The sequence below is a fragment of the Burkholderia sp. MSMB1826 genome (genome assembly GCF_001526325.1).
GTDB lineage: Bacteria > Pseudomonadota > Gammaproteobacteria > Burkholderiales > Burkholderiaceae > Burkholderia.
The window spans coordinates 91885-106101 of sequence record NZ_LOYN01000029.1 but is presented as its reverse complement, the minus strand read 5'-3'; the positions used below and the strand labels follow the sequence as shown (position 1 = coordinate 106101).

At 66.3% G+C, this 14217-nt stretch carries 11 protein-coding genes; 6 read left to right on the top strand and 5 right to left on the bottom strand.

The annotated features are described in order from the left end of the window. The first annotated feature begins 92 nt into the window (after positions 1 to 92). From WS95_RS17995 to dut, 5 genes are all read left to right on the top strand, one after another. A complete protein-coding gene (locus tag WS95_RS17995) occupies positions 93 to 1085 on the top strand; it encodes a bifunctional riboflavin kinase/FAD synthetase (RefSeq protein WP_034208184.1) in 993 nt (330 codons plus the stop codon). Positions 1086 to 1187: 102 nt separating this feature from the next. Next, the gene (gene ileS / locus WS95_RS17990) at positions 1188 to 4025 is read left to right on the top strand and encodes an isoleucine--tRNA ligase (RefSeq protein ID WP_059824906.1); all 2838 of its coding nucleotides are present in this window, start codon (positions 1188 to 1190) and stop codon (positions 4023 to 4025) included. 3 nt (positions 4026 to 4028) lie between these two features. Beyond that, complete coding sequence (gene lspA, locus WS95_RS17985; RefSeq protein ID WP_034208186.1) at positions 4029 to 4529, top strand: signal peptidase II; 501 nt, start codon at positions 4029 to 4031, stop codon at positions 4527 to 4529. Positions 4530 to 4596: 67 nt separating this feature from the next. Further along, positions 4597 to 5808 carry a bifunctional phosphopantothenoylcysteine decarboxylase/phosphopantothenate--cysteine ligase CoaBC gene (gene coaBC / locus WS95_RS17980; protein WP_059782242.1) on the top strand — a complete coding sequence of 404 codons (1212 nt, stop codon included), beginning with the start codon at positions 4597 to 4599 and terminating at the stop codon, positions 5806 to 5808. 54 nt (positions 5809 to 5862) lie between these two features. Continuing rightward, the gene (gene dut, locus WS95_RS17975) at positions 5863 to 6309 is read left to right on the top strand and encodes a dUTP diphosphatase (protein ID WP_034208188.1); all 447 of its coding nucleotides are present in this window, start codon (positions 5863 to 5865) and stop codon (positions 6307 to 6309) included. A 52-nt stretch (positions 6310 to 6361) separates the two neighbouring features. On the opposite strand, the gene WS95_RS17970 is transcribed toward dut, so the two are convergent. The 4 genes from WS95_RS17970 to clpS form a co-directional block, all read right to left on the bottom strand. After that, positions 6362 to 7132 carry a COG4705 family protein gene (locus WS95_RS17970; RefSeq protein WP_034208189.1) on the bottom strand — a complete coding sequence of 257 codons (771 nt, stop codon included), beginning with the start codon at positions 7130 to 7132 and terminating at the stop codon, positions 6362 to 6364. 136 nt (positions 7133 to 7268) lie between these two features. Then, positions 7269 to 8648, bottom strand: coding sequence for an amino acid permease (locus WS95_RS17965; RefSeq protein ID WP_034208190.1), 1380 nt, complete (start codon positions 8646 to 8648; stop codon positions 7269 to 7271). A 103-nt stretch (positions 8649 to 8751) separates the two neighbouring features. Continuing rightward, positions 8752 to 11052 (bottom strand): ATP-dependent Clp protease ATP-binding subunit ClpA, encoded by a 2301-nt coding sequence (clpA, locus tag WS95_RS17960; RefSeq protein ID WP_059782238.1) that lies wholly within the window; start codon positions 11050 to 11052, stop codon positions 8752 to 8754. Continuing rightward, a complete protein-coding gene (gene clpS, locus WS95_RS17955; RefSeq protein ID WP_006398529.1) occupies positions 11049 to 11363 on the bottom strand; it encodes an ATP-dependent Clp protease adapter ClpS in 315 nt (104 codons plus the stop codon). The genes clpA and clpS overlap by 4 nt, the downstream gene beginning before the upstream one ends. Before the next feature lie 545 nt (positions 11364 to 11908). Here clpS and WS95_RS17950 point away from each other — a divergent pair. Then, positions 11909 to 12112, top strand: coding sequence for a cold-shock protein (locus WS95_RS17950; protein WP_034208192.1), 204 nt, complete (start codon positions 11909 to 11911; stop codon positions 12110 to 12112). Positions 12113 to 12294: 182 nt separating this feature from the next. On the opposite strand, the gene WS95_RS17945 is transcribed toward WS95_RS17950, so the two are convergent. Then, positions 12295 to 13902: a multicopper oxidase family protein gene (locus tag WS95_RS17945; protein ID WP_059825096.1), complete on the bottom strand. Its 1608-nt coding sequence runs from the start codon at positions 13900 to 13902 to the stop codon at positions 12295 to 12297. Positions 13903 to 14217: the final 315 nt, after the last annotated feature.

The following is a 14217-nucleotide window of genomic DNA, read 5'->3' as shown; positions in this document are numbered from 1 at the left end:
CCGCCTTCTCGGCCGCCGACCCGCCCGAACGTTTATAATCTTCTGCTTTGCGGCATCCCACCGCCCATTCCCCCGACGCTGCATCCGCTATCGTGAAAGTCTTCCGCGGCCTGCCCAACGCCGAGAGTCGCGCCCCGTGCGCGCTGACGATCGGCAACTTCGACGGTGTCCATCGCGGCCACCAGGCCTTGCTCGCGCGCGTGCGCGCGGCAGCGGACGCGCGCGGCCTGCCCGTGTGCGTGATGACGTTCGAGCCGCACCCGCGCGAATTCTTCAATCCGGCCGGCGCGCCGCCGCGCATCGCGATGCTGCGCGACAAGCTCGAGGCGCTGCGCGACCACGGGGTCGACCGCGTCGTCGTCGAGCACTTCAATCACACGTTCGCGAGCCAGTCGCCGCAGGCGTTCGTCGAGCGCACGCTGGTGAACGGGCTGCACACGCGCTGGATGATGGTCGGCGACGATTTCTGCTACGGCGCGAAGCGCGCGGGCACGTTCGACACGCTGAAGGCGGCCGGCGAGCAGTACGGCTTCGAGGTCGAGCAGATGGGCACGGTCGCCGGCAGCGACGGCACGCGCATCTCGAGTTCCGGCGTGCGCACGGCGCTCGCCGCGGGCGATCTCGACGCAGCCGCGCAGGCGCTCGGCCACGGTTACCTGATCAGCGGCCATGTCGCGCACGGGCTCAAGCTCGGTCGCGATCTCGGCTTCCCGACGCTGAACCTGCCGATCGCGCACAAACGGCCGGCGCTCCAGGGCATCTTCGTCGTGCAGGTGCACGGCCTCGGCCCCACCCCGTTGCCGGGCGTCGCGAGCCTCGGGCTGCGCCCGACGGTCGACGATTCCGGCCGCACACTGCTCGAAGTCCATCTGCTCGACTGGCACGGCGATGCATACGGCAAACTGATCCGCGTCGAATTCCTGAAGAAGCTGCGCGACGAGGCGAAGTTCGACGATCTCGAGGCGCTGTCGCGGGCGATCGCGCTCGACGTCGCGAATGCGCGCGCGTACTTCGTCGAGCGCGACCGCGCGCCGGGCAGCCGCGCGACAGGCTTCGCGACGTCGGCGACCGACCGAATTAGCTGATCCGGACGGCGGCGCCTCGCGCCGCACCCTCGCGCCGCCTTCTCGCGCGCCTACCCGATTCACGACGCCAGAGCGTCCCCCGATTTAGATAGCGATCCCATCATGAGCAACAAGAAAGCCGATTCGAAACCGCAGGCCAAGTATCCGGTCAACCTGCTCGACACGCCGTTCCCGATGCGCGGCGACCTGCCCAAGCGCGAACCGCAGTGGGTCAAGGAGTGGGAAGAGCGCGGCATCTACGACAAGATCCGCGCGGCCAGCCAGGGCCGGCCGAAGTTCATCCTGCACGACGGTCCGCCGTACGCGAACGGCGACATCCACCTCGGCCACGCGGTCAACAAGATCCTGAAGGACATCGTCGTCAAGTCGCGCAACATGGCCGGCTTCGACGCGCCGTACGTGCCGGGCTGGGATTGCCACGGGATGCCGATCGAGATCCAGATCGAGAAGCAGTTCGGCAAGTCGCTGCCGGCAGCCGAAGTGATGAGCAAGGCGCGCGCGTACGCGACCGAGCAGATCGAGAAGCAGAAGGTCGGCTTCAAGCGTCTCGGCGTGCTCGGCGACTGGGCCAACCCGTACAAGACGATGAACTTCGTGAACGAGGCGGAGGAGATCCGCGCGCTCGGCAAGATCATCGAGAAGGGCTTCGTGTATCGCGGGCTGAAGCCGGTGAACTGGTGCTTCGACTGCGGCTCGGCGCTCGCGGAAGCGGAAGTCGAGTACAAGGACCGCACCGACCCGACGATCGACGTGATGTTCGCGTTCGCGGAACCCGAAAAGACCGCGCAGGCGTTCGGCCTGCCGGCGCTGCCGCGCGCCGACGGCGGCATCGTGATCTGGACGACCACGCCGTGGACGATTCCCGCGAACCAGGCGCTGAACCTCCATCCGGAAATCGTCTACGCGCTCGTCGACACGGAGCGCGGGCTGCTGATCATCGCGGAAGAGCGCGTCGAAGCCTGCATGACCGACTTCAAGCTGACCGGCCGCGTCGTCGCGACCGCGCCCGGCGTGAAGCTCGCGAACCTGCGCTTCCACCACCCGCTCGCGTCTGCGCACCCCGGCTACAAGCGCACCGCACCCGTCTACCTCGGCGACTACGTGACGACCGACACGGGTACCGGCGTCGTGCACTCGTCGCCCGCGTACGGCATCGAGGACTTCGTGTCGTGCAAGGCGCACGGGATGACCGACTCGGACATCATCAACCCGGTGATGGGCGACGGCCGCTATATCGAATCGCTGCCGCTGTTCGGCGGCCTGTCGATCTGGGACGCGAACCCGAAGATCGTCGACGCGCTGAACGCGGCCGGCTCGCTGCTGCGCAGCGAGAAGTACACGCACAGCTACATGCACTGCTGGCGCCACAAGACGCCGATCATCTACCGCGCGACGTCGCAGTGGTTCGCCGGCATGGACACGACGCCGCGCGACGGCGGCAAGACGCTGCGCGAGACGGCGCTCGAAGGCGTCGACGCGACCGCGTTCTACCCGTCGTGGGGCAAGCAGCGTCTGTTCAGCATGATCGCGAACCGTCCGGACTGGACGCTGTCGCGCCAGCGCCAGTGGGGCGTGCCGATGGCGTTCTTCGTGCACAAGGAAACCGGCGAGCTGCACCCGCGCACGCTCGAGCTGCTCGAGGAAGTCGCGAAGCGCGTCGAGCAGTCGGGCATCGAGGCGTGGCAGTCGCTCGACCCGCGCGAGCTGATCGGCGACGACGCGAACCTGTACGAAAAGAACCGCGACACGCTCGACGTGTGGTTCGACTCGGGCACGACGCACTGGCATGTGCTGCGCGGCTCGCACAAGGATCAGCTGCAGTTCCCGGCCGATCTGTACCTCGAAGGCTCGGACCAGCATCGCGGCTGGTTCCACTCGTCGCTGCTGACGGCATCGATGCTCGACGGCCGCGCGCCGTACAAGGGCCTGCTCACGCACGGCTTCACGGTCGACGGCGAAGGCCGCAAGATGAGCAAGTCGCTCGGCAACGGCATCGACCCGCACGAAGTCGCGAACCGCCTCGGCGCGGAAATCATCCGCCTGTGGATCGCGTCGACCGACTACTCGGGCGAGCTCGCGATCTCCGAGGAAATCCTGAAGCGCGTGACCGAAGGCTATCGCCGCATCCGCAACACGCTGCGCTTCCTGCTCGCGAACCTGTCGGACTTCGACTTCGCGCAGCACGCGGTGCCGGTCGACGAATGGCTCGAGATCGACCGTTACGCGGTCGCGTTCTCCGCCCAGCTGCAGACGGAACTGCTCGGCCACTACGAGAAGTACGAATTCCACCCGGTCGTCGCGAAGCTGCAGACGTACTGCTCGGAAGATCTCGGCGGCTTCTATCTCGACGTGCTGAAGGACCGCCTGTACACGAGCGCCGCCGATTCGCGCGCGCGCCGCTCCGCGCAGACCGCGCTGTACCACCTGACGCACGGCCTGCTGCGCGTGCTCGCGCCGTTCCTGTCGTTCACGGCCGAAGAAGCGTGGAAGGTGTTCCAGCCGGCCAGCGACACGATCTTCACGGAAACCTACTATGCGTATCCGGAAGTCGCCGGCTCGGCCGCGCTGATCGAGAAGTGGGCGCTGCTGCGCGACGTGCGCGGCAACGTGACCAAGGCGCTCGAGGAAGCGCGCACCGCGAACCGCATCGGTTCGTCGCTGCAGGCCGAAGTGGCCGTGCATGCGAGCGGCGTGCGCTACGACGCGCTCGCGAGCCTCGGCGACGACCTGAAGTTCGTGCTGATCACGTCGGCCGCGACGGTCGTCAAGGTCGACGACGAAGCGCAGGAAAGCGTCGACGTGGCCGCGTCGAAGTACCAGAAGTGCGAGCGCTGCTGGCACTACCGCGAAGACGTCGGCGCGCACGCCGAGCATCCGACGCTGTGCGGCCGCTGCTTCTCGAACCTGTTTGAAAACGGCGAAATCCGGAGCGCTGCTTAAACCATGGCGAAAACCCTGTCGAAACCGGCCAGCGGCGCGCTCGCGCCCTGGCTCGGCATTTCGCTGATCGTGATTCTGTTCGATCAACTGTCGAAGATCGCGATCCTGAAAACGTTCGCGTACGGCGCGCAGCACGCGCTGACGTCGTTCTTCAACCTCGTGCTGGTGTACAACCGCGGCGCCGCGTTCGGCTTCCTGTCGACCGCGAGCGGCTGGCAGCGCTGGGCGTTCACCGCGCTCGGCGTCGGTGCGACGCTCGTGATCTGCTTCCTGCTGCGCCGTCACGGCCAGCAGCGGCTCTTCAGCCTGTCGCTCGCGCTGATCCTCGGCGGCGCGCTCGGCAACGTGATCGACCGGCTCGTCTACGGCCACGTGATCGACTTCCTCGATTTCCACCTCGGCGCGTGGCACTTCCCGGCGTTCAACCTCGCCGATTCCGCGATCACGGTCGGTGCGGTGCTGCTGATCTACGACGAACTGCGTCGCGTGCGCGGCTCGCGCTGAGCGCGCATACTCCGTGTCGACGGCCGGCTTCGCGCCGGCCGTTCCGTTTGACCCCAGGAGGCCTGAGTTGGCACACGCAGAACTCGCAGGAAAACACCTCGTTCTCGGCCTGACGGGCGGCATCGCCTGCTACAAGATCGCCGAGCTCACGCGGCTGCTCGTGAAGGCCGGCGCGACCGTGCAGGTCGCGATGACCGACGCCGCTACCCAGTTCATCACGCCCGTCACGATGCAGGCGCTGTCGGGCCGGCCCGTCTATACGAGCCAGTGGGACGCGCGCATCGACAACAACATGGCGCACATCGACCTGTCGCGCGAAGCCGACGCGATCGTGATCGCGCCCGCGTCGACGGATTTCCTCGCCAAGCTCGCGCACGGGTTCGCCGACGATCTGCTGTCGACGCTGTGCATCGCGCGCGACTGTCCGCTGCTCGTCGTCCCCGCGATGAACCGCCAGATGTGGCAGAACCCGGCCACGCAACGCAATGCCGCGCAACTGCGCGCCGACGGCGTGTCGGTGCTCGGCCCGGATTCGGGCGCGCAGGCATGCGGCGAAGTCGGCGACGGCCGCATGCTCGAGCCCGAGGCGATCTATGAAGCGATCGTCGCGCACTTCGCGCCGAAGGTGCTCGCGCACCGCCGCGTGCTGATCACGGCCGGGCCGACGTTCGAGCCGCTCGACCCCGTGCGCGGCCTGACGAACCGCTCCAGCGGCAAGATGGGCTTCGCGCTCGCCCGCGCCGCGCAGCAGGCCGGCGCCGACGTGCATCTCGTCGCCGGGCCGGTCGCGCTCGACACGCCGTGGGGCGTCTACCGTCAGGACGTGCAGACCGCGCAGCAGATGTACGACGCGGTGATGCATGCGGTCGCCGATGCCGACATCTTCATCGCGGTGGCCGCGGTCGCCGACTGGCGCGTCGATCAGCCGGCCGAGCACAAGATGAAGAAGACGGCCGACCGCAAGATGCCGGCGCTTGCGTTCGTCGAAAACCCCGACATCCTCGCGTCGGTCGCGGCGCTGCCCGATCCACCGTTCTGCGTCGGCTTCGCGGCCGAAAGCGGCGACCTCGACGTGCACGGCGACGAGAAGCGCAAGCGCAAGAACGTGCCGCTGCTCGTCGGCAACCTCGGCCCGCTGACGTTCGGCCGCGACGACAACGAAGTCGTGCTGTTCGAGGCTGCCGGCCTCACGCGCCTGCCGCGCGCGCCCAAGGACGAACTCGCGCATGCGCTCGTCGCGGAAATCGCGAAGCGCCTGCCCGACAACCGCCTGATCTGATCCCCGCGCGACGGCCCGTGCCGCCGCGCCCTTCCCGACCGATTCGACGACCGCATGAAACTCGACCTGAAGATTCTCGACGCGCGCATGCGCGACTACCTGCCCGCCTATGCGACCACCGGCAGCGCCGGCCTCGACCTGCGTGCCTGCCTCGACGCACCGGTCACGCTGCAGCCGGGCGAAACCACGCTGGTGCCGACCGGCCTCGCGATCCACCTCGCCGATCCCGGCTATGCGGCGCTGATCCTGCCGCGCTCGGGCCTCGGCCACAAGCACGGGATCGTGCTCGGCAACCTCGTCGGCCTGATCGACTCCGATTACCAGGGCCAGTTGATGGTCTCGACGTGGAACCGCGGCCAGACCGAGTTCGTGCTGAACCCGTTCGAACGGCTCGCGCAACTCGTGATCGTGCCGGTCGTGCAGGCGCAGTTCAACATCGTCGACGAATTCACCGCGAGCGATCGCGGCGCCGGCGGCTTCGGCAGCACCGGCCGCCACTGAGCCGCGCAGCACGGAAAAAGGGGCCTCGGCCCCTTTTCCTTTTCACGCGCCGTCACTTGCCGGTCGGTTGCGCGATTCGCGCGAGCGCCGGCTCACGCCGCCGCGCCTGCGCGATGCTCGCATAGACGACCATCGCGACCAGCACGCCGAGCAGGACGGCGGACGAGCCGACCGTGCCGAGCGCAAGGCCGCCCTTTGCGACCGGCTTCGTCAGCAGGTCGCCGACCGTCGCACCGAACGGACGGGTGAGCACGAACGCGGCCCAGAACAGCAGCACGCCGGAAATGCGCGTGAAGTAGTGCGCGAGCACGATCGCCGCCAGCAGGCCGCCGATCAGCAATGCGCCGCCGCCGAAACCGAGCCCCGAGCTGTCGGCGAGGAAGTCGCCGAGCGCGGTGCCGAGCGTGTTCGAGAACAGGATCGCGATCCAGTACAGCAGCTCGACCTTGCGCGTACGAATCAGGTCGACCGACAGCGATTCGCCGCTGAGGCGCCAGACCGCGAAGATCGCCAGCAGGATCGCGACGAGAATCGACGAGCCGGCCGCATAGCCGAGGCCGAGCGTGCGATCCATGAAGTCGGACATCGTCGTGCCGGCCGTGCTCGTCGCGACGATCACGGCCCAGTAGATCGCCGGGCGATAGCGCGTCGTCCTGAGCTGGGCGCCCAGCGTCGCGAGGAAGAAACCGAACAGCAGGATCGAGCTCACCGCGTAGCCGACGTTCAGCGTCATCGACAGCAAGTCGCCGCCCGTTTCGCCGAGCGTCGTCGCGCAGATCTTCATGATCCAGAACGCGAGCGTGATTTCGGGAAGTTTGTTCATTCGAACCCCTTTTTGCAGGAAATGGCGCGCCGATGCGGGCCCGCGCGCCGTGCAGACAGGATCGAATGTAGTCGCCGTTCGCTTAACGGAACCTTAGCAAGTGTGAAGAACGGTATCGGCCGCCGCGCCCGCGCGGTCAGCGCGCGTGCTGGTGCCGGTAATGCAGTGCGTAGGCGAGCGTCAGCAGCACGACGAACACGACGCCGACCACCATCGTCATCCGGAATTCGCGCGTGAAAGCGGTCGTCAGCAGGATCGCGGCCACGAGCCCCGCGCCGAGCAGGCTGCCGAACGGGTGTCCCCACATCCGGAACGCGAGCGCGGGGCCGCGATACCGCGAACGGAACCGAAGATGCGTGACGAAGATCATCAGCCAGGTGAACAGCGCGCCGAACATCGCGATCGCCATCATCACCGTGAACGCGGTGTCGGGCGCCAGCGCGACCAGCACGGCCGCCACCGCGACGCCGCTCGTCGAAATCCACAGCGCCGCGCGCGGTACGCCGTTCGCGCCGAGCCGGCCGAACACCGCGGGCGCGAGGCGCGCGCGCGACAGGCTGAACATCATCCGCGTCGTCACGTACAGTTGACTGTTCATCGCCGATAGCGCCGCGATCAGCAGCACGAAATTGATCACGCCCGCCGCGTACGGCACGTGCGTCGCGGCCATCACCTTCACGAACGGGCTTTCGTCGGTGCCGGCCTGCGTCCACGGCACGATCGCGAGCATCAGCGCGAGTGTCAGCAGGTAGAACAGCACGAGCCGGAACACGGTCGAGCGGAATGCGCGCGTGACCGCGTGCTGCGGATCGCGCGCCTCGCCGGCCGCGATCGCGACGGCTTCGATGCTCATGTAGCTGAAGATCGCGACGATCACCGCGACCCACGTACCCCACGGCCCCTTCGGCATGAAGCCGCCGTGCGCGGTGTAGTTCGCGAAACCGATGCCCGCTGCGGCCGGCGCCGACCAGACGAGATAGCCGCCCAGCACGATGAACACGACGATCGCCGCGATCTTCAGCAGCGAAAACGCGTATTCGACCGTCCCGTACAACGTCACGCTCGCGAGGTTCACCGCGATCAGCAGCGCGGAGAAGCCGATCACCCAGTACCAGCCGGGCACGGCCGGGAACCAGTACTTCATGAACACGGCGATCGCGCTGATCTCGGTGCCGATCGCGAACACGACCGCGAACCAGTACGCATAACGCACGAGAAAACCCGCGAGCGTGCCGACGTAGTGCTCGGCGTACGCGCCGAACGAGCCGGCCGTCGGATGCGCGACGGTCATTTCCGCGAGCGCACCCATCAGCAGCAACGCGATCAGCGCGCCGATCGCATAGGAAACCAGCACGCTCGGGCCGGCGAGCCCGATCGCGAACCCGCTGCCGAGGAACAGCCCCGTGCCGATCGCGCCGCCGATCGCGATCATCGCCATCTGCCCCGACGTCAGCGCGTGGCGCAACCCTTGTTCGCGCGCGACGATATCGTCGAACGACCGTTGTTGTTGTGTCACTGCGTCACCACTCCCCTGCACCACCATCGCGCCGCCGGCGCCGGATAAAACGAAACGGCGCGGAGAACTTCCCGCGCCGTTCGCATGAACAACGAATTATCGCTTACTCGACTTCGACCGTCTCTTCGTTCGGCTTGTGCGGCGGATTCGCCAACTTGTCGAACGACAACTGCACCTTGTCGGCCTCGTCGACGTCGACCGTCACGTGGCCGCCGTTCAGCAGCTTGCCGAACAGCAGTTCGTCGGCCAGCGCGCGCCGGATCGTGTCCTGGATCAGCCGCTGCATCGGCCGCGCGCCCATCAGCGGGTCGAAACCGTGCTTCGCGAGATGCTTGCGCAGCGCGTCGGTGAAGAGCGCGTCGACCTTCTTCTCGTGCAACTGTTCCTCGAGCTGGATCAGGAACTTGTCGACCACGCGCATGATGATTTCCTCATCGAGCGAGCGGAAGCTGATGATCGCATCCAGACGGTTGCGGAACTCAGGCGTGAACAGCCGCTTGATGTCGGTCATCTCGTCGCCGGTTTCGCGGCGCGTCGTGAAGCCGATCGTCGCCTTCTGCATCGATTCGGCGCCCGCGTTCGTCGTCATGATGATGATGACGTTGCGGAAATCCGCCTTGCGGCCGTTGTTGTCCGTCAGCGTGCCGTGGTCCATCACCTGCAGCAGCACGTTGAAGATGTCCGGATGCGCCTTCTCGATTTCATCGAGCAGCAGCACGCAATGCGGCTTCTTCGTGACGGCTTCGGTCAAGAGCCCGCCCTGGTCGAACCCGACATAACCCGGCGGCGCGCCGATCAGCCGGCTGACCGCATGACGCTCCATGTATTCCGACATGTCGAAGCGGATCAGCTCGATGCCGAGCGTGAACGCGAGCTGACGCGCCACTTCGGTCTTGCCGACGCCCGTCGGGCCGGAGAACAGGAACGCGCCGATCGGCTTGTCCATCTTGCCGAGGCCCGCGCGCGCCATCTTGATCGACGCCGCGAGCGCGTCGATCGCCGGATCCTGGCCGAACACGACGCTCTTCAGGTCGCGATCGAGCGTCTGCAGCTTGCTGCGGTCGTCCTGCGACACGCTTTGCGCCGGCACGCGCGCGATCTTCGAGATGATTTCCTCGATCTCGCTCTTGCCGATCGTCTTCTTCTGCTTCGACTTCGGCAGGATGCGCTGCGCGGCGCCCGCTTCGTCGATCACGTCGATCGCCTTGTCCGGCAGGTGACGGTCGGTGATGAAGCGCGCCGACAGTTCGGCCGCGGCCGACAGCGCGCCCGACGAATACTTGACGCCGTGGTGCTCCTCGAAGCGCGACTTCAGCCCGCGCAGGATCGCGACCGTCTGCTCGACGCTCGGCTCCGTCACGTCGACCTTCTGGAAGCGCCGCGACAGCGCCGCATCCTTCTCGAAGATCCCGCGATATTCGGTGAACGTGGTCGCGCCGATGCACTTGAGCGTGCCCGACGACAGCGCCGGCTTCAGCAGGTTCGATGCGTCGAGCGTGCCGCCCGATGCGGCGCCCGCGCCGATCAGCGTATGGATTTCGTCGATGAACAGGATCGCGTGCGGGCGCTCCTTCAGCTCCTTCAGCACCGTCTTCAGACGCTGCTCGAAATCGCCGCGATACTTGGTGCCTGCCAGCAACGCGCCCATGTCGAGCGAGTACACCTGCGCGTTCGCGAGGATGTCCGGCACCTCGCCGCGCGTGATCCGATACGCGAGCCCTTCCGCGATCGCGGTCTTGCCGACGCCGGCTTCGCCGACGAGCAGCGGATTGTTCTTGCGGCGGCGGCACAGCACCTGCACGACGCGCTCGACCTCGGGCTCGCGACCGATCAGCGGATCGATGCGGCCGTCCTTCGCCATCTGGTTCAGGTTCTGCGTGAACTGCGCGAGCGGCGTTTCCTTCTGCGCGTTCGCGTCTTCGCTTTCCGCATTCGCGTCGGCCGACTTCGCGGCTTCGCCGCTGTTCGTCTTCGCGATGCCGTGCGAAATGAAGTTCACCACGTCGAGGCGCGTGACGCCCTGCTGCTGCAGGTAGTAAACGGCGTGCGAATCCTTCTCGCCGAAGATCGCGACCAGCACGTTCGCGCCGGTCACTTCCTTCTTGCCGTTCGACGTCGACTGGACGTGCATGATCGCGCGCTGGATCACGCGCTGGAAACCGAGCGTCGGCTGGGTATCGACATCGTCGGTGCCCGGGACGGTAGGTGTGTTGTCGTGGATGAAATTGCGCAGGTTCTGACGCAGGTCCTCGATGTTTGCCGCGCACGCGCGCAACACCTCGGCCGCCGTCGGATTATCCAGCAGGGCCAGCAGCAGATGCTCGACCGTAATGAACTCATGGCGCGCCTGGCGTGCTTCCATGAACGCCATGTGCAGGCTGACTTCCAATTCCTGGGCAATCATGCTTCCTCCATCACGCACTGCAGCGGATGCCCTGCCTGCCGCGCATGGGTAACGACTTGCTCAACCTTGGTCGACGCGATGTCCCGCGTATAGACCCCACAAACCCCTCGCCCTTCGCGATGGACCTTCAGCATGATCTGCGTGGCCGTCTCGCGATCCTTCTTGAAATACTCCTGGACCACCATCACGACGAACTCCATCGGCGTGAAATCGTCGTTCAGCAGCACCACCTTGTACATCGAAGGCGGCTTGAGCTTCTGCTGCTTGCGTTCCAGGACGGTACTGTCCTGCTTGTCCGGGATAATCGCCATACACCCATTCTAAACAACTCGGACAGGCCCGCAATCCTGCCATTACCCGACCGACCGGCCGGCGCCCTCCCCGGTATCCCGGAACACGCGATCGCCCTCGCGCCATACGAAAGCCGGCTGCGGTGCCGGCTTTCACGCATGGCGCGGAACACGAACCGTCAGGGGGAATCGCACCGGAACGTCGTGTCCGCATCCAGTATCCCACAAGCCGGGACGACTCGAACGCGTGTCACTCGAGCCTGGTATATGAGCCGATTATGCGGCTTTTCAAGCCCTCGCGCTTGGCCGCATGCTGCAAAGCAAAGCCGGAAAAACCCTGAAAATGGGTTCTTTACAACGACCCTCTAAACGTCGAAAAATTCCACTTGACACTCCAATAAAGAGCGCCAACAATCAAGCTGGCACTTTTTTCAATTCGCCGATTGGCGAAACGAAAGAGGCCGAGGTGAGCTTGTGAGGGGGGAACGGCTGTATTTTCAGTCGTTTAGCTTTTCGAGCGTGCTCGTGGTAAGTAGCAGCGACTGTGTGACAGGGGAAGTAGGAAAATGGCAACTGGTATCGTTAAGTGGTTCAACGACGCGAAGGGCTTCGGCTTCATCACTCCCGACGAGGGCGGTGAGGATCTGTTTGCGCACTTCTCGGCTATCAGCATGAATGGTTTCAAGACGCTGAAGGAAGGCCAGAAGGTGAGCTTTGACGTCGTTCAAGGGCCGAAGGGCAAGCAAGCGTCGAACATCCAGGCCGCATAAAGGCATCGGATATCGGACGAAGAAACCCGGCGCACAGCGCCGGGTTTCTTTTTTTTGAGGCCGGCCCATCGATAATCGATTGGCCGGCCTTTTCGTTCAATCCCGATAATTGAACGCACATTGTCTCGTCACGCATGCGGATCGCCTGTCGAATCCGCACGTGAAACACATTCGCGGTTTCGTTACACGACCTTCAACGTACCCATCATGCCGAGATCTTCGTGTTCGAGAATGTGGCAGTGAAACATGCGCTCTCCAGGCATGTCTTGCGTGACGAGAATCGACACGGTTTCACCGCTGCGCACGTTCACGGTATCGCGCCACGCGCGGAACGGTTCGCTCGTGCGCGAACCGGCCGACGCCCGCTCGATGACCTGAAACTGCGTGCCGTGCAGATGGAACGGGTGATCCATGTCCGTCGTATTGCGGATCTCCCAGCGCTCGACGTCGCCGCGACGGCTCGTCAGCGTCGCGCGGTGCGGCGCGTAGGTGTCGCCGTTGATCGTGAAGCGCATGCCGGCCGGGCGGCCGTGCGTCGCGCCGCTCATCATCGCGTCCATGTCCATTTCCTCGCCGAACGCGACCGTCTTGTGCGCCACCGGTTCGCCCAGCGGCCGCACCGCGCGCAGCGTGGCAGGCACCGCACGGGCCTCGGCGGGCGCAAACGCGACATCGGCCAGCGCCAGCGCCGGATCGGGCGGCAGGCTGCCGTGGCCGTCGTCGTGCGACATCGCCATCTTGCGGCGGTCGTACTCGGCCGCCTGCAGCACCGCGCGCGACGCGCGGTCGCCGGCGCGCACCAACAGCTCCGCGCGCTCGCCCGGCGCAATCAGCAGCGACGTCGCGCGCCGCGGCCCGTCGAACAACCCGCCATCGGTGCCCACGTGCTCGAACGCGCGGCCGTCGTCGAAGGCGATACGCAGGTAGCGTGCGCTGCACGCGTTCCAGACACGCCAGCGTTCGTCGCCCGCGACGTCGATGCGCGGCCGACGCGCGCCGTTGATCAGCACGAACTGGCCTTCACGGCCGTTCATCCAGTCCATCATGTCGTTCGGCGCAATCGTGCCGTCGCGCGCAAGCTTCAGGTCCGACACGAACAGGTGGCGCTCGGGCCAGCCGGCAAGCGGATCGTCGGCGGCGCGCACGACGAACGGGCCGGCCAGCCCGCGGAACACCTGCTCGGCGGTCATCATGTGCGGATGCGGGTGGTACCAGTAGGTGCCGGCGCTGCCCTTCGGCAGCGTGAAGCGATATACGCGCGACGCGCCGGGCGCGACGGGATCGGACGGGTTGCCGTCCTGGTCGGGCGGCACGGGCAAGCCGTGCCAGTGGATCGTCGACGGCTGCGGCAGCTTGTTCACGAACCGGATCTCGACCGTATCGCCCTCGCGCACGTCGATCAGCGGGCCGACGACGGGGCCTTGCGTGCCCGCGCCGAACTGCCAGAAGGGGGTCGGCCGCGCACCGTGCAGCATCGGACGCGCGACGGGCTGCGCCACCAACGTGGCGCGAAACGTGCCGGGCTCACGACTTTCGTTGGCCAGCGTACGCAACGTCGCGAGCGGCGCGCCGGCCGGCAGCGCGTCGGCGGCCGCGAGCGCGACCGGCGCGGACTTGCCGTGCTGCGCATGCGCCGACATCCCCGACATACTCGACATGCCCGGCATGTCGCTCATCGAATCCATGCCGGCCATGCCCGCGTGACCGGCATGCTGCGCCCACGCAGCGCGTGCGCATAGCGACGCGGCCGCGACGCCGACGGCGTGCGACAGGAAGGTTCTCCGTCTCATCAATCGATCCTCGTTATTCATGCGGCGCCGCGCGACAGCCGCGGCGGTCGCGTCATCATAACCGCAGGCCTTCATCGAAAAACGCCGTCGCCGGGCGGGCGGCGATACGTCGCAGCAGAGCGTCGCGACAAGGCCGGACACGGCGCCACGCTTGGCATCGCCGAGCGGCGCGTCGACAACCACCGCTGCGCTCCAGCCGTGCCTTGCACCCGCCTGCAAACGAGCTTGGCGCCTTCTGCCTCGGCCCCGCTCTTGCCCCCGCTGCATCGATGATCCGCAAACCCGCCGATTTTTCACGATGCGGAACAAGTCACT